The following is a 15,693-nucleotide window of genomic DNA, read 5'->3' as shown; positions in this document are numbered from 1 at the left end:
GGTACTTGGCGAGGAGCTCACCGGGCAGGGACATCCCGTGTCGGCGCCCACCGCGGGCCGGCTGCTACGGGAGAACTGCTTCCGCCTCCAGGTTAAAGAATCACCATGTTGATTCTTTACAAGCCCCGGTACTGCGGAAGCCCTTCATCGCGCGTTCCCGCTGCCGCGTGGGCTGGTGGGAGTCCTCCGCCCGGTTGTTGAGGCCCTGGTGGGAGCGGTGCTCCACCGACGGCATGACCTCACGGTGGGCCGCGCCGTAGGAGCGGAGCCTGTCGGTGACGACCACCCGCGGCACCGCACGCGTCTTCTTCAGCAGGCAGCGGAAGAAGCGCCGGGCGGCGGCCTTGTCCCGCCGGTTCTGCACGAGGATGTCCAGGACGGTGCCGTCGGCATCGACGGCCCGCCACAGGTACTGCCGCTCGCCGTTCACCTTGATGAAGACCTCATCCAGATGCCACGTGTCCCCGGCCAGGGGGCGGCGCCGCCGCAGCCGGCGGGCATAGGCCGGGCCGAACTTCACGCACCACTGCCGGATCGTCTCGTAGGAGACGGCCCCACCCCGGGCGAGCATCAGTTCCTCCACCTCGCGGTAGCTCAGAGGGAAGCGGTGGTAGAGCTATACGCAGTGAGCGACGATCTCCGCCGGGAACCGGTACCCCTTGTACGACGGTGACACAGCAACCCTCCCGACGGCCAAGGACTCGAGAATCGTCCCAGGCACTCGACGTGTCAGCCAAGTTGACAACGCCGTTCAAGGGCCAGCTGGACCTGGACGACAACGGCTGCATCAAGGTCGTCTCGCCCTCCACCCGTACGAACATCCCCGGCGTCTTCGCTGCCGGCGACGTCGTCGACCACACCTACCGCCAGGCCATCACCGCCGCCAGCGGCTGTGCGGCTGCCCTGGACGTAGAGCGGCATCTCGCTGCGCTCGCCGACGGCAGCGAGGAACTGGCTTCGGCCGCCGCCGTGGCCTGACGTGCGGGGACTCAAGGCGACCCGCAGCACAGAGCCGTCCCGCCCTCCGCGCTGCACTGATCGACTCAGGTTCGAGCCCAACACCCCCTTCACGGAACGTACGTTCGACATGTTGGACGGCATCGGCTGGGTCATCGCAGGTGGGGAGTCCGGACCCCGATATCGGCCCGTGCAGGAGCAGTGGCTGGTCGACATCCGCGACGCCTGCAGCAAGGCCCGTGTGCCCTTCTTCTTCAGGCAATGGGGCGGCCGCTCGCCCAAAGCAGGAGGTCGCGAACTCGCCGGGGCCACGTGGGACGAGATGCCTCCTCGGCCGGCGGTGACAGCGTAGTAACGGCCAATCTTCAACAGGCGCTATACGCGCTCTGGTGGCGTATGGCAACGGTGTGTGACGCTTTCCCCGGCGAGTCGTTCGGAGCGGGAGAGCCGTCATGGCCGTGTCGAAGGACGCCGTGTGGGAACGCGATCCGCACACGGCAGCCAAACACGACTTGCTCAAGCAGTACCTGGAGGCATGGGCGCCGATCCTGCTGTCTCGGAACGATGTGATCACATACGCCGAGGGCTTCGCGGGAGCGGGCGTCTACCAGGGAAGCGACCCCGATTCTCCGGTGATCGCTTACGACGTCTTCGCCGAGGCTCTCGAGGAAATGTCGAAGCGCATGCGCTTGATCCTCACGGAAGAGGATCCTCGGCGTGCCGAGGAACTGAAGCGCCGGATGGCACTCGTCCGTGCGAAGCACACAGGCGACATCGCCAAGCGGCTGCAAGTGGACATACAGCACGCCGATTCGCCCACGACCTGACGCTGCTCACCAAGAACGCGGCCTGCAACAGCAACGGCCCCGGTCCCGCGACTCGCGGGACCGGGGCCGTCAGAGACGTTCCGGCCGGTCAGCAGCAGTCGCAGCCCGTATGGCAACCGCAGGCATCCTCGTGAGCCGAAGGCGAGCCGGGGACAGCCACCGGGTGGGCAGCCGGTGCGCAGCAGCCCTTGCCCTGCCAGGCGTCGCGGCCTTCCTTCAGCGCGAGGGCGGCGATGACCAGGGCGGCGACCGGGTCGGCCCACGACCAGCCGAGCGTGGCGTTCAGCACCAGGCCTGCCAGCAGCACGGCGGACAGGTAGGCGCACAGCAGGGTCTGCTTGGAGTCCGCGACCGCGGAGGCGGAGCCGAGTTCGCGGCCGGCCTTGCGCTGGGCGGCGGACAGGAACGGCATGATCGCCAGGGACAGGGCGGCGATGACGATGCCGGGGAGGGAGCGCTCGGCCTCCCCGGTGCCGGTCAGGGCCTGGACGGCGTCGACGGTGACGTAGGTGGCGAGGGCGAAGAAGGAGACGGCGATGATCCGCAGCGTGGTCTTCTCCCGCGCCTCGCGCACCGCGTGCTCGCGGGCGGAGAACTGCCAGGCGACCGCCGCGGCGGAGGAGACCTCGATGACCGAGTCCAGGCCGAAGCCGATCAGCGCGGTGGACGACGCGAGCGTCCCGGCGGTGAGGGCGACGACCGCCTCGATGACGTTGTAGGTGATGGTGGCCGCGACCAGCAGGCGGATGCGCTTCGTCAGGACGTCGCGACGGGCGGGGCTGGGACGGAGGGATATCACGGTCATCAGCAGCAGCCCTTGTCGGCGGCCTCGGTACAGGTCCGGTCGCTCTCCACGGCCACGACCGCGTTGCGCAGATCGTCCAGGGCGTGCCCCAGGCGCTCATCGGCCAGCTCGTAGCGGGTGCGACGGCCCTCTGGCACCGCGACGACCAGGCCGCAGTCCCGCAGACAGGCGAGGTGGTTGGACAGCCGCGTGCGGGAGATACCCAGCACGTCCGCCAGGTCGGAGGGGTAGGCAGGGGCATCGCGCAGGGCCAGCAGCATCCGGCAGCGGAGCGGGTCGGCCAGAGCCCGGCCGAACCGGGTCAGCGCGTCGAGGTCGGTGGCAAGGCTCGGCATGGACACCATGATACACGCATGCTTGAATTCAGGAAACAATGAACTATTGAAGGGTTCTGCCGTGCCCCGCCGTACCCCCATGCCCGCAGCCCTGCGCGCCGCCTACACCGCTGAGATGACCACCGCTCGAACGCCGGGGCCGATGTTCCGACGCTGGCGTGCCGTCGAACGCGCCCACATCCTGTCCCAGCCCTGGCCCGGTGCCCACACCCGCACCCACGCCGTGATGCTCCGCCTCGCCCTCCGTGACCGCGACGCGCTCGAGGTCCTCGGCCAGCTCGTGCGGCTGATAGTCGCGGCCCCCGGCTCCGCGGCGGGCCAGTACCCGACCGGCAACACCGGCCGCACCCGCGTCGGACTCACCACCCCCATGCCGATCCCCGACGACCTCGCCGCGCTCCTGCGGGACGCGGGGGTCGCCCTGGGTGCATAGCGCCCTTCAAGAAACCTTCGTTCTGTCGGGGCGGCCGGGGCCGCGGTCGGCGGGTGTCTTGACCTCCAGCTCGGCGAGGAGCTGGAGACGAGCGTGAAGCGCGGGGTGTGGTACTTCATGGCGACCTTGCCGCTGCGGGTGTGGCAGATGCTGCCGGAGTCCGCTACCGACTGGTGACATCGAGTTCGGCGTACATGCCTGCGAGGTAGTGGCCGGGGAAGTTGCACACCAGCTCGTAGCGCCCGGGAGGCAGGGTCAGCGTGGTCCAGGCGACCGCACCGGGGGCGATGCCGTCACCGGCGCCTGCCGCGCAGCTGCGGGACGCCTCATCCGGGCTGCCCGCCTCGTCGACCTTCCCGTCAGGACCGGTGGGGCGCTCCCCGGCGCCGTGGCCTGGGGGCAGCGGCAGGACCACCACCTCGTGCGCGAGGGAGCCGGCGTTGAACACCCGCAGCGAGATCACGCCTGCGGGGACCGTGGACGGTTGGAGGGCCAGGCGCATCATGCGCATGCCGTACCCGCCGGGACCGCCGCTCATCATGCCCGTTCCCATGTCGTCGGCAGTCACGTCCACCACATGGCCTGGCAGGCCGGGCGCGCTGCACCGTGCACCAGGCGCCCGCCAGGCCGCCGTGGGAGTCGCACTGCGGAAAGCGCCGGTGGCGGCCAGCAGCGCAGTGGTGGCGATGCCGAGCACCAGCGCGGCGATCGCCCCGCCGATGGCCAGCCACATCCCGCGTCGGCGGTCTGCGCTCACCGGTGCTCCCGCAGCAGCGTGAGTCGTCGTTTGTACTCGTTTTCGTCGATCTCCCCGCGGGCGAACCGTTCGGCGAGCAGGTCCTCGGCCCGTTTGCTTCCCCATCCCGGTTCGTCGGAGGAGTGGGGCCGTCCGGACTGGCGATCGTGGTGGGTGCCGGTGAAGTAACGGACGAGCGCGACGATGCCGGCGATCACCAGCGCCCAGAACAGCACCATGAACGCGGACATGAAGAACCAGCCGCCCCAGCCCCAGCCGCCGTCGTACCACATCATGACGATCACCTTCCGGGCGCGCCTGCCCATCTTCCATCGTGCGCCCGCAGCGGCCCTTGCGCAGGGGCCACGCAGCCGAGTCGGCCGACAGTGGCACGGGCGGCGGCGTCGGTTGCCCGGCGTGGGCCGGGTACCAGCGCCGACGGGGGAGGCCGAGGCGTTCGCCCGCGTCGAGGCGGAACGTTCCACAGGCAAGCATCGCTGCTGCTGGCGCACACAGGGCCTGGCCGTCGTGACGGCCAGGCCCTTTCGCGTCAAGTAGTTCAGAGAAGCTGTCATTTTCCACAACGCCCTGGACATCGCGGAGATCGTGCGGCAGCTGATGGAGGAGGGTTGAGGGATCGAGCCAGAGGACCTGGCCCAGATCTCGCCGTACCTGACCGAACACGTCAACCGGTTCGGCGAGTACTCCACCCACGAAATCGGTATCCCGCCCGAGGCGTATGACCCGCGCCTGGACGTCGACTTCACGGTGCTCAGAGGCAATTCCAGGCACATCACGGTGGCCGGCGCCTCCTCCGGCAACCCGAGCACGGGCGAGGGGTCGCGGATCTCCAGCACGTCGATCTCGAGCGGGGCGAGGATGTCCCGTTCAAGCGCCTCGCTTGAAGATCGTCCGGTGCCCGGACGTCACCGTCGCGCTCGGCTACTCGCTCTTGGGCGGGATCAGCCACAGGGCGACGGCGGCGGAGAGTGCGGCCACACCGGTGGCCACCAGGAACGCGTCGTCGAAGCCGGAAGCCGTGGGGGCGCCGGTGTGGGCGGCGATGCCGGCGGCTGCGGCGCTGGAGACGGCCGCGGCACCGGCCGATGCGCCGAACTCGTGGAAGGTGCTGACGATTCCGGAGGTCACGCCGGCCTCGTGCGGGGCGACGCTGCCGAGCGCGGTGGCCGAGGCGACCACGAACAGGGCGCCCAGGCCGGCCGCCGCGACGCTCACGCCGGTGACCATGGCGGTGGTGCCGGACCAGAGCACCGGTGCGAGGAATCCGGCGGCCGCGACGACCAGGGCCACCGCTGCCAGCGACCGGGCCCCGATGCGGCCGATCACGCGGCCGGCGGCGGTGGCGGCGGCCATGGTCAGCAGCGCCACCGGCAGGAACAGCACGCCGGTCATCAGGGCGCCGTGGTTCTGGTGGTTCTGGAGGTAGAAGGAGCCGAGGAAGAAGACCCCCACCATCAGAGCCGTGGCCACCGCGATCACGAAGATGCCCGCCGAGACCGGGCGCCGGCCGAGCAGGCGGAGGTCCATCAGCGGTACCGCCGCCCGGCGCTGCCGGGCGGCGAAGGCGGCGTAGGCGACTGCCGCGAAGGCGAACAGGGCGAGGGTGCCGGGATTGAGCCAGCCGTGGTCGCCGGCACGGATCAGTGCGTAGACGAGGGCACCGGTCGCCGCGGCGACCAGGGCGGCGCCGGGCACGTCGAGGGAGCCGGAGGCCGCCTGGGGCAGGCGGGGCAGCATCCGGGCGAGCGCGAGAAGGACGATCAGGCCGACGGGGACGTTGACGAAGAAGACCCAGGCCCAGCCCGGTCCGGCCGTGATCAGCCCGCCCAGCAGTACGCCGAGGGCGGCGCCGCCGCCTCCGAGCGCCGACCAGATGCCCAGTGCCCGGTTGCGTTCGTCGCCCTCGAACAGCCGCACCACCACCGACAGCGCGGCGGGTGAGAGCAGCGCGGCGCCCGCCCCCTGGGCGATCCGGGCGGCGAGCAGCAGGGGTGCGCCGGTGGCGAGTCCGGCGGCCAGGGAGGCGGCGGTGAACACGGCGAGGCCGGCCAGGACGATCCGCTTGGCGCCGAACAGGTCGGCGGCCCGGCCGCCGAGCAGCATCAGGCTGCCGAAGGTGAGGGCGTAGCCGCTGACCACCCAGGTCAGGACGGTGCGGTCCAGGTCCAGTTCGGCGCCCATGTGGGGCAGCGCGATGGCGACCACGGTGATGTCGAGGATCAGCATCAGCTGGGCCAGCCCCAGCAGGCCCAGGACCGGCCAGCGCCGCGGATGGGGTGCTCCCGGTGCGTGTGTGCTGGTGGTTTCCGTGTCGCTCATGACGCTCACCCCTTATCAGTAACCCGTACAGACATGTTCAGGTTAAACCGGTCCGAGGCGTAAGCCAAACAGCTTTGTTTGAGTTCTTCGGATAGGGTGGGGGCCATGGGCAGTAGAAGCACCGCCAAGCGCGCCGACGCCCTGCGGAGCATCGACGCGATCGTGCAGGCCGCAGCCGAGTGCCTGGGGCGGAACCCGGAGGCGAGCCTCAGTGAGATCGCGCGCGCCGCGGGCGTGGGCCGGGTGACGCTGTACGCGCACTTCGCCTCCCGGGCGGAGGTCGTCGATGCGGCGATGAGCCGTGCCATCGACCGGGGCGACGAGGCGTTGGACGCGGTCGATCTGTCCGGGGATCCGCTCGTCGCGCTGGCGCGTTACGTCGAGGCCGGCTGGCATCTGGTGGACGAGGCGCGGGCCTTGCTCGTCGCCGCCCAGCGGGAACTGCCCGCGGGGCGCATCCGTGAGCTGCACAGCGGCCCCGCCGCCCGGGTCGAGGCGCTCGTCGCCCGCGGCCGCGCCGAGGGGGTCTTCCGCACGGACCTGCCGATCGCCTGGCTGGTCAATGTCCTGCACTCGGTCATGCACAGCGCCGCCGACGAGATCCGCGCCGGCCGTCTCACCTCCGACCGCGCCGCCGCCCACATCACCGCCACGGCGCTGGCCGCCTTCACCCCGCCGGGAAAGCCGGTGCCGGAACCCGGCGCCGGGGCGTGACGCCCGCACCCCGCCACCCGCTCAGCCGCCGTCCTCCAGACAACTTGACAACGCCTTGTCGAGTCCTCCAGCGGCAGAACGTGCCAGGCGCCCGGGCGGGGATCGTCACGCTCGCCGCCCGGCGCGTGCGTGGCCTGAGTCCGCGATCGGCCCCGGTGTCGCTCCATGGCAGCCCAGGACTGACGAGACCGGCTCAGCACAGGTGGACGTCGACCAGGAAGGCGGCCGGCCCGGCCGGTAGCGCGTAGGCGGTGGTGCGGCGGGCGGGCTCGGCGCGCAGCGGGCCCGCGCCCAAGGCGAGGGCCGCGGCAGCCAGAGCGCCGGTACCGATGACGACGAGGCGCCGCGGTCGGAGGGCGAACGCGAGCAGTATGGCGGTCAGGAGCGCGGACAGAACGGCGCCGTAGAGGATCTGACCTCCAGTCGATCAAGCCCGTGCCCTGCCCGCCCGTCTGCCGGCCGGCCGCAGCGCGGAGCCGGCCTGGCGGGCGGTGGCCGCCGACTGGCGGACCGTCGCGGCCAACCGGCCGTTCCTGCTCTTCGCCGCCGCCATGTCCGGAAGTTACGTCCTGGCCTTCCAGGTCTACCTCGCCCTGCCGTTCAGAGCCCGTGAACTGTTCGGGGAACGGGCCGGGGTGGTGACGGCCGCGGTCTTCGCCGTCTCGGCGCCGGCCGCGCTGTCCGGCCAGCTGAAGCTGACGGCCTGGGCGAAGCGGAACCTGTCCGGGCCGCGGGCCATCGTGTACGGGCTGGTGGTGATGGGAGCGGCGTTCCTGCCGCTGCTGCCCGCGTCGTACGACCCCGTCGTGGGGGTAGGCATCCTGACGCTGTGCGCGGCGCTGCCGGCCTGGGGCGGGGCGCTGCTCTACCCCTTCGAGATGGACACCGTCGTACGGCTTTCCGGGGACCGGCTGGTCGCGACGTACTACGGCACCTACCACACCGCATCCGGCCTCGCGATCTCGCTGGGAAACCTTGCCGTCGGGGCGTTGTTCGACACCGGGGTGCGCCGGCTGCCGTGGGCGGTCCTGGCCGTGACCGGGCTGGTGTGCGCGGGGTCGGTGGCGCGGCTGCACCGCGCCGGGTACCTGGCGCCGAGGCCGGTTGCGGTGTCGGCGCCGGCGGGAGGCGATGTCAGTGTCGGCTGACAGGATCGAGCACATGACGAACTCTGTTGCCGTCAGGGCGTACTGGGACGCCGCCGCCGACGTCTTCGACGACGAGCCGGACCATGGCCTGCGTCAGGAGGTGACCCGAAAGGCGTGGGCGGCGTGCCTGGATGCCTGATGCTGCGGCGGACATCCTCGATGTGGGATGTGGCACGGGGTCGCTCTCCCGTCTGCTGGCCGAGAGGGGGCATCGGGTCACCGGGGTGGACCTCGCTCCGAGAATGGTCGAACAGGCGCGGGACAAGTTCACGGCAGCCGGCCTTCCCGGCCGTTTCCTGGTGGGTGACGCCGCTGACCCGCCCACCGAGGAGGCCGGCTTCGACGTCGTCCTGTCCCGCCACCTGCTGTGGACCCTGCCCGACCCCGAGTCCGCACTGCGCGCCTGGATCTCACGACTGCGTCCGGGCGGCACGCTGATCCTGGTCGAGGGCCGGTGGCGGGAGGCCGGTCAGACCGGGCAGCCGTACGTGGCGGGCGCCGAGACCCTGCCCTGGCATCGCGGCATCGCCGCCGACGACCTGACCGTAGCCGTCCGGCCGCTGGTGGCCGACCTGCGCGTCGAAGACCTCAGCCGCAAGACCGACTTGTGGGGGCACCCGGTCAGCGACGAACGCTATGCGCTGGTCGCCCGGATCTGATCACGCGACCACTGAGGCTGAGGGGCCGTCGAGGGCGGAGACGCTGCTCGACGGCCCCTCCTCACCAGTGCGCTTGCAGCCCGTCGGCCAGGTGGTGATGACGGTGCCGCCGGCCACCCCGCACGCGTACGGCATCCGCAAGACGCGGGTGGCCGGCATGGAGGTCGCTGTGCTCGTGCTCGACGGGGCCCGGTTCCTGCGCAGGTCACAGCCGCACCGCGAACAGCCCGGCCGTGAGGGCGATCGCGCCCAGTGCCACCACCGCCGACTGCAGACCCGCGACCGCGCCCAGCCAGCAGGCCAGCGAATAGGTCAGCAGCCAGCAGCCAGCAGCCGGGAGAGGGAGAACTGCGCGGCGAACGCGGCGCTGAGGTCGTCCGGGACCGCCGAGCGGCGGACCAGCCGTCCGGGCGGTGTCATGATCGCCGACTCGACCGGCCCGAATGCTCGATCACAGACTCCTACCAGTGCGATCCCCCATGTAAGGGCCGAGGCACTCGGTGATGTCACCGGTGGCCAGGCACGTTGCCGGGGCAGTCTTCGGTTTCGTGCGGACATGGAAAGAAGAAACGGCGTTTCCGTGCCCCGATCATCCGCGTGTCACGCCTGGCCGCAGGTCATGCCGGACACCTTGTAGACGGTGGTGACATCAGCGCCCTGGACGGTGATCGTGTCGTTGGAGCCGCAGGAACCGGTGCCACAGCAGGAGCCGGAGTTCGTCTCGGTGGTCAAGGCTTCTCCCTTGCAGTGTGGATGCGTGGGGCATTGACGGGAGAGGCGCGGTTTCCGGCTCCTCTCGACCCACGGCAACACCATACCCCCCGGGGGTATTCCCTCGGCGTGGCGCTGTCAGAAGCAGGGCAAGCAGGCATGCGGGCCGACCGCCCCGACCTTCCCTTTCCGCGGACCTTCGCGATCACCGCGAGCGGTGCGGGCGGAGACCGTTCGGGTTGCCACTGGGCCGAGCCGCCAAGGAGACCGGGGCTTCACCGTCGATGCCCCCGGTACCTACCTTTCCCCCGCACGCCGGCGTCCAGTTCGACCGCGGCCTGCACGCATCCCTGATCGTCGAGGACCCCAAGGAGACCCTCGCCTACGACGACGAATGGGTTGTCCTCCTCGACGACCGGATCGACGGCCCCCCCGACGAGGTCTTCGCCGAGATCAGGCACGGCATGGGCGGGACGGACATGGGCGGAACGGACAAAGACCCGACGACGAGCCGGCGCGAGAAGGAGCCGCAGAGCGTTCAGGCAACCGGCCCATCTGCCGTCACCCTACGCACCAGGCTCCCGGAACACCGCGAACTGCTTGACGTCCGTCAGGAATTCAGGCGGCCTCGGTCATGGGCGGGTGAGGAGAGGGAGAAAGGGGCGGGCGGGGAGCGGGGGACCCCGTGAGCTCTCAACGAACGTGGTGCCTGGCGAGGTGGCGGACGAAGTGTGGGACGGCCGTGTCCGTCAGGAGGACGGAACGACGATGACGCCGCCGCTGCCGTCATGGCCCCCCGGCCCTGATTGTCTCCGTTTCCCGGTCCGGGCGGCACCACGACTGCTTTTGGCCTCTTGAGAGGGGCCGTCGACTGCGTCGTGCGGGTTGCACGAGAGGTGGCTTCCGCCACTACCGTGGGTTCATGACGGCACCGCTGGACGTTCTGGTGGTGGGCGCGGGCCCGACCGGGCTCGCTCTCGCCGCGCAACTGCGCGCCTACGGGGCCACGTTCCGGATCGTCGACCGCTCGGTGGACCGGGTACGGGAGTCGCGGGCGCTGGCCATCCAGCCCCGCACCCTGGAGGCGCTGGCCGGATTCGGGGTGACGGACCGACTGGTCGAGCGCGGCAATCCGGCGATGCGGCTGCGGATGCACCTGCCACGGCGTGTCGTGACCTTGCCGCTGTTCGACATCGGCTGCCGGGACACTCCGTATCCCTTCCTGCTGTTCCTCTCGCAGGCCGAGACCGAGAAGGCTCTCGCCGACCATCTTGCCGCCCATGACGTGCCGGTCGAGCGCGGTACCGAGCTGGTGGGCCTGGAGCGGGAAGACGAGGGCGTCGCATGCCGCCTGCGGCGGAGGGACGGCACCGAGGAGAGCGTGCGCGCCTGTTACGTCGTCGGCTGCGACGGGGCCCACAGCACCGTCCGCGCCCAGGCGGGCATCGGCTTCGAGGGTTACGCGTATCCGCAGACGTTCGTGCTCGCCGACCTGGAGGTCGACGGTCTGGAACCGGACGCCGTGCACACGTACATGACCGGCGCCGGGATGCTGTTCTTCTTCCCGCTCGGCGCGCCGGCCACCTGGCGGATGCTCGCGATGCGGCCACCCGGAGCGTCGGATATCGAAGTGACGGTGCGGCTCCTTCAGGACATCGCCGACCGGTACACCGCGGATCGGCTGTTGCTGCGCGATCCCGTCTGGATGACCGACTTCCGTCTCCACAACCGCGGCGCCGCCCACTACCGCTCGGGACCCTGCTTCCTGGCCGGGGACGCGGCCCACATCCACAGCCCGGCCGGCGCCCAGGGAATGAACACCGGCATCCAGGACGCGCTGAACCTCGGCTGGAAGCTCGCCCTCGTCCGCCGGGGCAGCGCGCCGGAAGAACTGCTGGAAACCTACGAAGCCGAGCGGGCCCCCGTCGGTCGCGGCGTCCGCCGCTTCACCGACCGCGCGTTCACGATCGGCACCAGCCACAACCCGGCCGTCCGCACGGCCCGCACCCACCTTGCCCCGCATCTCGCGCCCTTGGCGCTGCGCGCAAGGGGCCTGCGCGGACGCGTCTTCCGTACGGTCTCGGAGCTGGACATCCACTACCGGCGCAGCCCCGCTTCCGGCACGGGTCCGCGTTCATCCCGATGGGGGTGCCCCCGGGTGAGCGAAGCCGGGACCGGGGGAGGCCCGAAGGCGGGGGACCGGCTGCCCGATCTGCCGCGCGGCCTTCAGTCGAGAACGACCGGACCGGGGTATCACCTATTGCTGGGCGGGCCGCCCCACCTCTGGCCGGACGAGCGTCTCGCCCCGATCACCCGCGGCCGGGAGAACCTGCTCACCGTCCACCGGCTCGGCGCGCAGAGCCCCTGGCCACACGTCTCCCACGGCCTGGTACGCCCCGACGGATACTTCGGGTACGTGGCACGGGGCGCGCAGTTGGAGGGCCTGCGCGCTCACCTCGACCGCTGGTGCCCCATTTGAGAACGGACTGTGCCGGGCCGCAGGGACCGCTCCGACGCCCCTGGCGAACGGCTGGCGGCGGTGCTGGAACGCTACGCGTTCATCCAGCAGCAGCCCGGCCACGGGGCGGAACTCTCGGCGCTCCTGCATCGAGGGGGCCATGCGGCCCACGCCGAGCAGCATCTGCGTCACTTCCTCCGGGGCCTGCCGGCCGAGGGAGTCCAGGCGGGCGAGGTCCGGGGCGATGTCGCGCCGGACGAGCTGACGGGGTACTGCCTGCACGCACTGGCCGGAGCGGGAGAGCTGTCGTCCAAGGCCGCGGTACGGCGGCTTGTCGCTGTCACCCTGACGGGTCTGCGTCCTCAGGGCTGACGCTTGCTCGACGCCTCTTCGCAGGTGATCTCGTCACGCGGGGTGCGGTCCGGGCGTCGCCACCCCGGCAAGGGCCTGGCGCAGGGCGATGTCGTCCGGCACGCCGGACACGGTGCCGTCGGCGTTCCGGTACAGGCGGCACGACAGGCTCGGCGCGGCACCGGGTGGCGCGAACGGGTCGGTGCCGTCGACCAGGATCGTCGGAGACCCGTACATGCCCAGCCGGGCGGCCTCCGCTTCATCGGATACCTCGAGCAGCTCCACCCGAGCTGCTCGTCCGCCCAGCGCGGCGGTCACCAGTTCCAGCGCGGGTCGTGCGTTCGGGCAGTCCGCCACCGTGAGTACCGTGATCCGCATCCGCCTTGTCCTCCCACATACGGGCTTTCCAGGCCGGCTGCCGCCCTGGCGTACGTGGCCGCGGCCGTCTCTGTCGTGCTCGGCATCCTTGGAGGAACCGTCCTCGGCGTGCTGGACGGTACGCCGGCCCGTTGACCGCAGTGGTGCCGCGAGGCACCGGTGCCCCCTGTCCACTGATTCACCAAGTGGACTGATATGCGCTCAGGATGCGACTCCCCGCACTTGGATCCCTTCCGAGCGCTCAGCGCGACAGGAAGACGGGAGGGAACACGGTGGAGGCGAGGATCACCTGTGGGCTCAGCCGGTACCGGACCTTGTACGGCCCACCTCTCCCGGTGGGTCCGCCACGGCTTCGGTAGGGTCGGAGGCGGAGGTTCCACATGGATGCGAGCAGACGACTGCGAGCAGGCGGTTCCCTGGTGCACCTCCTGCTGGTTGTCGTGCTCGCACTCGGTGTCTTCGTCATGCACACCCTGGGGCATCCGGAGGATGCTTCAGGCTCTGGGATGAGTGGCGTCGACCACACCACCGCCGCGGAACCGGCGCACATCGACGTGCCGGCCCCAGCAGTGGAGCACGACTCCGTCGAGAACAGTCCGTCAGCGGGGCTGCCGCCGCGCGCTTCAAGCGACATCGCGAGCCCGCCGCAGTCGGTGGACCCCCATCCCGTGGGGATGGGGATGGACATGACCGCGCTCTGCATGGCAGTCCTCGGCACCTGGGCGTTCGCCGCTCTGCTGTACGCAGCGCTGATCGGCCGCATTGCCTGGGTAGTCGGCCTTCCCGGGCGGGCCGTAGCGCCGGCGCGGCCCGACCCACCGCTGCCCAGAACAGTCCTCGCTCAGTTGTCGGTCCTGCGGATATAGGCCCCCCGGGTCGCGCGGGCGTATCAGTGCGCTCGCGTTCCCGCTCGTGCCAAGAAATCCGCAAACCTGACCGACCACACGAGGTGTCTTTCACATGACCGTCCACAAGCATGCCCTCGGCCGCCCGAACCGCCACCGGATCGCGCTCGTCAGCGTCGTCGCGGCAGGAGGACTGCTGCTCACCGCCTGCGGCGGAAACGACACGGAGGGCGCGGACCGCGGAAGCGAGAGCTCCGCGTCCGCCACCCAGAACGCCCGGAACGCAGGCGAGCCCCCGGCGCCGGGCGCCTTCAACGACGCCGACGTCATGTTCGCGCAGATGATGATCCCCCACCACGAGCAGGCCCTGGAGATGGCGAAGCTCGCGGACGGCCCTGCCTCCGACGCGGAGATCAAGACTCTGGCCGAGGAGATCGAGAAGGCCCAGGATCCTGAGATCCAGACCATGAAGTCCTGGCTCAAGGCGTGGGGCAAGCCGGAGTCGGCCGAAGAGAGCATGCCCGGAACGGACCATGGTTCCGGCGGGATGGACCACTCGGGGATGCCCGGGATGATGTCCGACGAGGACATGGAGAAGCTCAAGGCCGCCAAGGGCACCGAATTCGACCGGATGTTCGTCCAACTGATGATCGGCCATCACAAGGGTGCGGTCGAGATGGCCGAGGACGAGCAGGCGAACGGCAAGAACGCCACAGCGAAGAAGCTCGCCGGTGACGTGGTGAAGACCCAGTCCGTCGAGATCGAGCAGTTGCAGAAGGTCCTCGACAGGCTCTGATCCTGATCCGCCCCACACCTCGCGGATGCCGTCGCGAGTCCTACCGAGGCCGTGACGGCATCCGCCCCTCCCACCTGGCCCGGCGCGCCCTTCCGCCCGGCCTGCACGAACTCGACGGGACACCATGAGGAAGCAGAACTTCGCCATCGCCGCTTCGGCGGCCCTCGCGCTCACCCTGAGGGCCTGTTCCGGGGACGGCGGCGGCTCCGGAGAGGCCCAGACGTCGTCCTCTTCGACGGTCAGCCACATCCACGGAGTCGGCATCGACCCCGCCGACGACCGGCTGTACGTCGCCACCCACGAAGGCGTCTTCACTCCGGGCGAGAACAACGAGCCGCGGCGGGTCGGCGACAGCCGCGACGATTACATGGGCTTCACGGTCGCCAAGGCCAAGACGTTCCTGGCCGGCGGACACCCGGCGCCCGATGCCGAGGGCCCCGCGAACAAGGGACTGGTCGAGAGCACTGACGCAGGCAGGACGTGGAAGACCAAGTCGTTGTCCGGCGAGGTCGACTTCCACGCGCTCGAGTACGCCGACGGCACCCTCTACGGCTACGACAGCACGAACGGCAAGGTGCGGGTCAGTGAGGACGGCGTGAAGTGGCAGGATCGCGCGACACTTCCTGCCCTCGACATCGCCGTCAACCCCGATGACACGCAGATGCTTCTTGCCACCACCGAAGCGGGCGTGGCGAAGAGCACCGACGGCGGCAAGACCTTTGCCGACGGTGTCAAGCCGGTGCTCTGCTTCATCTCCTGGGGTACGTCGGATGCGTTGTACGGAATCGACGGCTCGGGAGCGCTCCATCGCAGCGCGGACTCCGGGGACACCTGGAAGAAGGTGGGTACAGCCCCCGGTGGCCGGCCGCAGGCGCTGACCGCGGTCGACGCCGAGCGAGTCCTGGTGGCCACGCAGGACGGCGTCTACGAGTCGAAGAACGGTGGCAAGACCTTCACGAAGCGAATGGACGTCACGTCGACGGGCGGTCACTGACTATAACGATCTTGATTGCCGTGTCGACCTGACTGCTGAGGGTGCCCCGTTTCGACAGCAGCGAGACAGGTCAGTAGCCAGATTGAAGTGCTGTACGCGGGCGCCGCAACGCCCGCGTACAGCCTGGGCATGCCCTCTCTGACATCGTCGGGTGAGACGTCCCGAAATGATCAGATATTGTGGGCGGGCACGACAGGAGCATCACC

18 protein-coding genes and 4 pseudogenes are annotated in these 15,693 nt (G+C 70.3%); 13 read left to right on the top strand and 9 right to left on the bottom strand.

What is annotated here, in order from left to right; genetic code table 11:
• Positions 1-130 precede the first annotated feature (130 nt).
• Positions 131-709, bottom strand: a pseudogene (locus tag JL475_RS35755) (IS6 family transposase); the annotation flags it as partial.
• A 41-nt stretch (positions 710-750) separates the two neighbouring features.
• On the opposite strand from JL475_RS35755, the pseudogene JL475_RS35750 reads away from it, so the two are divergent.
• The 3 genes and pseudogenes from JL475_RS35750 to tcmP all read left to right on the top strand — a co-directional run.
• Positions 751-978 (top strand): annotated as a pseudogene (locus tag JL475_RS35750) (FAD-dependent oxidoreductase); the annotation flags it as partial.
• Between the two features lies 1 nt (position 979).
• Complete coding sequence (locus JL475_RS41355) at positions 980-1,309, top strand: DUF5131 family protein (RefSeq protein WP_307825282.1); 330 nt, start codon at positions 980-982, stop codon at positions 1,307-1,309.
• 100 nt (positions 1,310-1,409) lie between these two features.
• On the top strand, positions 1,410-1,784 hold the full coding sequence (gene tcmP, locus JL475_RS35740; RefSeq protein WP_202282363.1) for a three-Cys-motif partner protein TcmP: 375 nt from the start codon (positions 1,410-1,412) through the stop codon (positions 1,782-1,784).
• An 88-nt stretch (positions 1,785-1,872) separates the two neighbouring features.
• On the opposite strand, the gene JL475_RS35735 is transcribed toward tcmP, so the two are convergent.
• Both JL475_RS35735 and JL475_RS35730 read right to left on the bottom strand, forming a co-directional pair.
• Positions 1,873-2,589, bottom strand: coding sequence for a cation transporter (locus JL475_RS35735; RefSeq protein ID WP_202282362.1), 717 nt, complete (start codon positions 2,587-2,589; stop codon positions 1,873-1,875).
• Positions 2,589-2,924 (bottom strand): helix-turn-helix transcriptional regulator, encoded by a 336-nt coding sequence (locus tag JL475_RS35730; RefSeq protein WP_202282361.1) that lies wholly within the window; start codon positions 2,922-2,924, stop codon positions 2,589-2,591. The genes JL475_RS35735 and JL475_RS35730 overlap by 1 nt, the downstream gene beginning before the upstream one ends.
• Before the next feature lie 61 nt (positions 2,925-2,985).
• On the opposite strand from JL475_RS35730, the gene JL475_RS35725 reads away from it, so the two are divergent.
• Positions 2,986-3,357, top strand: coding sequence for a DUF3703 domain-containing protein (locus JL475_RS35725; protein WP_307825281.1), 372 nt, complete (start codon positions 2,986-2,988; stop codon positions 3,355-3,357).
• Positions 3,358-3,520: 163 nt separating this feature from the next.
• On the opposite strand, the gene JL475_RS35720 is transcribed toward JL475_RS35725, so the two are convergent.
• The 3 genes from JL475_RS35720 to JL475_RS35710 form a co-directional block, all read right to left on the bottom strand.
• Entirely contained in the window at positions 3,521-4,114 is a 594-nt protein-coding gene (locus JL475_RS35720; protein WP_202282360.1) for a hypothetical protein, read from the bottom strand.
• Complete coding sequence (locus JL475_RS35715; RefSeq protein WP_202282359.1) at positions 4,111-4,389, bottom strand: SHOCT domain-containing protein; 279 nt, start codon at positions 4,387-4,389, stop codon at positions 4,111-4,113. Before JL475_RS35715 ends, JL475_RS35720 begins: the two co-directional genes overlap by 4 nt.
• Before the next feature lie 646 nt (positions 4,390-5,035).
• Positions 5,036-6,433: an MFS transporter gene (locus tag JL475_RS35710; RefSeq protein WP_202282358.1), complete on the bottom strand. Its 1,398-nt coding sequence runs from the start codon at positions 6,431-6,433 to the stop codon at positions 5,036-5,038.
• Positions 6,434-6,538: 105 nt separating this feature from the next.
• Between JL475_RS35710 and JL475_RS35705 the strand changes: the two genes are divergently transcribed.
• The 3 genes and pseudogenes from JL475_RS35705 (at position 6,539) to JL475_RS35690 (ending at position 8,954) form a co-directional block, all read left to right on the top strand.
• Positions 6,539-7,147, top strand: a complete 609-nt coding sequence (locus JL475_RS35705; protein WP_202282357.1) for a TetR/AcrR family transcriptional regulator — start codon at positions 6,539-6,541, stop codon at positions 7,145-7,147.
• Between the two features lie 491 nt (positions 7,148-7,638).
• Complete coding sequence (locus JL475_RS35695; RefSeq protein WP_237409229.1) at positions 7,639-8,295, top strand: hypothetical protein; 657 nt, start codon at positions 7,639-7,641, stop codon at positions 8,293-8,295.
• Between the two features lie 13 nt (positions 8,296-8,308).
• Positions 8,309-8,954 (top strand): annotated as a pseudogene (locus JL475_RS35690) (class I SAM-dependent methyltransferase).
• Here the strand turns inward: JL475_RS35690 and JL475_RS35685 are convergent.
• Together JL475_RS35685 and JL475_RS35680 are read right to left on the bottom strand one after the other, a co-directional pair.
• Positions 8,955-9,113: a hypothetical protein gene (locus JL475_RS35685; RefSeq protein ID WP_202282356.1), complete on the bottom strand. Its 159-nt coding sequence runs from the start codon at positions 9,111-9,113 to the stop codon at positions 8,955-8,957.
• 441 nt (positions 9,114-9,554) lie between these two features.
• Positions 9,555-9,686 carry a hypothetical protein gene (locus JL475_RS35680; protein ID WP_307825280.1) on the bottom strand — a complete coding sequence of 44 codons (132 nt, stop codon included), beginning with the start codon at positions 9,684-9,686 and terminating at the stop codon, positions 9,555-9,557.
• 262 nt (positions 9,687-9,948) lie between these two features.
• Between JL475_RS35680 and JL475_RS35675 the strand changes: the two are divergent.
• From JL475_RS35675 to JL475_RS35665, 3 genes and pseudogenes are all read left to right on the top strand, one after another.
• Positions 9,949-10,144, top strand: a pseudogene (locus JL475_RS35675) (multicopper oxidase family protein); the annotation flags it as partial.
• Positions 10,145-10,587: 443 nt separating this feature from the next.
• Positions 10,588-12,144 carry an FAD-dependent monooxygenase gene (locus JL475_RS35670; protein ID WP_202282355.1) on the top strand — a complete coding sequence of 519 codons (1,557 nt, stop codon included), beginning with the start codon at positions 10,588-10,590 and terminating at the stop codon, positions 12,142-12,144.
• 9 nt (positions 12,145-12,153) lie between these two features.
• On the top strand, positions 12,154-12,495 hold the full coding sequence (locus JL475_RS35665) for a hypothetical protein (RefSeq protein ID WP_237409228.1): 342 nt from the start codon (positions 12,154-12,156) through the stop codon (positions 12,493-12,495).
• Between the two features lie 33 nt (positions 12,496-12,528).
• Here the strand turns inward: JL475_RS35665 and JL475_RS35660 are convergent, their stop codons facing one another.
• Positions 12,529-12,852: a hypothetical protein gene (locus JL475_RS35660; RefSeq protein ID WP_202282354.1), complete on the bottom strand. Its 324-nt coding sequence runs from the start codon at positions 12,850-12,852 to the stop codon at positions 12,529-12,531.
• A 419-nt stretch (positions 12,853-13,271) separates the two neighbouring features.
• Between JL475_RS35660 and JL475_RS35655 the strand changes: the two genes are divergently transcribed.
• From JL475_RS35655 to JL475_RS35645, 3 genes are all read left to right on the top strand, one after another.
• Positions 13,272-13,718 carry a hypothetical protein gene (locus JL475_RS35655; RefSeq protein ID WP_307825279.1) on the top strand — a complete coding sequence of 149 codons (447 nt, stop codon included), beginning with the start codon at positions 13,272-13,274 and terminating at the stop codon, positions 13,716-13,718.
• 94 nt (positions 13,719-13,812) lie between these two features.
• The gene (locus JL475_RS35650; protein WP_202282352.1) at positions 13,813-14,493 is read left to right on the top strand and encodes a DUF305 domain-containing protein; all 681 of its coding nucleotides are present in this window, start codon (positions 13,813-13,815) and stop codon (positions 14,491-14,493) included.
• A 124-nt stretch (positions 14,494-14,617) separates the two neighbouring features.
• On the top strand, positions 14,618-15,487 hold the full coding sequence (locus tag JL475_RS35645) for a F510_1955 family glycosylhydrolase (protein ID WP_202282351.1): 870 nt from the start codon (positions 14,618-14,620) through the stop codon (positions 15,485-15,487).
• Positions 15,488-15,693 lie beyond the last annotated feature (206 nt).

This window comes from Streptomyces sp. M2CJ-2 (assembly GCF_016757295.1).
Classification (GTDB): Bacteria; Actinomycetota; Actinomycetes; order Streptomycetales; family Streptomycetaceae; genus Streptomyces.
Note: the sequence above shows the minus strand (reverse complement) of the source record. Positions and strands in the feature narration are given on the sequence as shown.

Bases quoted from the DNA above. Each gene is read 5' to 3' on its own strand.
- JL475_RS35735 (WP_202282362.1), bottom strand. From the start codon at position 2,589: ATGACCGTGATATCCCTCCGTCCCAGCCCCGCCCGTCGCGACGTCCTG.
- JL475_RS35710 (WP_202282358.1), bottom strand. From the start codon at position 6,433: ATGAGCGACACGGAAACCACCAGCACACACGCACCGGGAGCACCCCAT.
- JL475_RS35685 (WP_202282356.1), bottom strand. From the start codon at position 9,113: ATGCCGGCCACCCGCGTCTTGCGGATGCCGTACGCGTGCGGGGTGGCC.
- JL475_RS35660 (WP_202282354.1), bottom strand. From the start codon at position 12,852: ATGCGGATCACGGTACTCACGGTGGCGGACTGCCCGAACGCACGACCC.
- JL475_RS35670 (WP_202282355.1), top strand. From the start codon at position 10,588: ATGACGGCACCGCTGGACGTTCTGGTGGTGGGCGCGGGCCCGACCGGG.
- JL475_RS35645 (WP_202282351.1), top strand. From the start codon at position 14,618: ATGAGGAAGCAGAACTTCGCCATCGCCGCTTCGGCGGCCCTCGCGCTC.
- tcmP (WP_202282363.1), top strand. From the start codon at position 1,410: ATGGCCGTGTCGAAGGACGCCGTGTGGGAACGCGATCCGCACACGGCA.
- JL475_RS35650 (WP_202282352.1), top strand. From the start codon at position 13,813: ATGACCGTCCACAAGCATGCCCTCGGCCGCCCGAACCGCCACCGGATC.
- JL475_RS35730 (WP_202282361.1), bottom strand. From the start codon at position 2,924: ATGCCGAGCCTTGCCACCGACCTCGACGCGCTGACCCGGTTCGGCCGG.
- JL475_RS35715 (WP_202282359.1), bottom strand. From the start codon at position 4,389: ATGATGTGGTACGACGGCGGCTGGGGCTGGGGCGGCTGGTTCTTCATG.
- JL475_RS35705 (WP_202282357.1), top strand. From the start codon at position 6,539: ATGGGCAGTAGAAGCACCGCCAAGCGCGCCGACGCCCTGCGGAGCATC.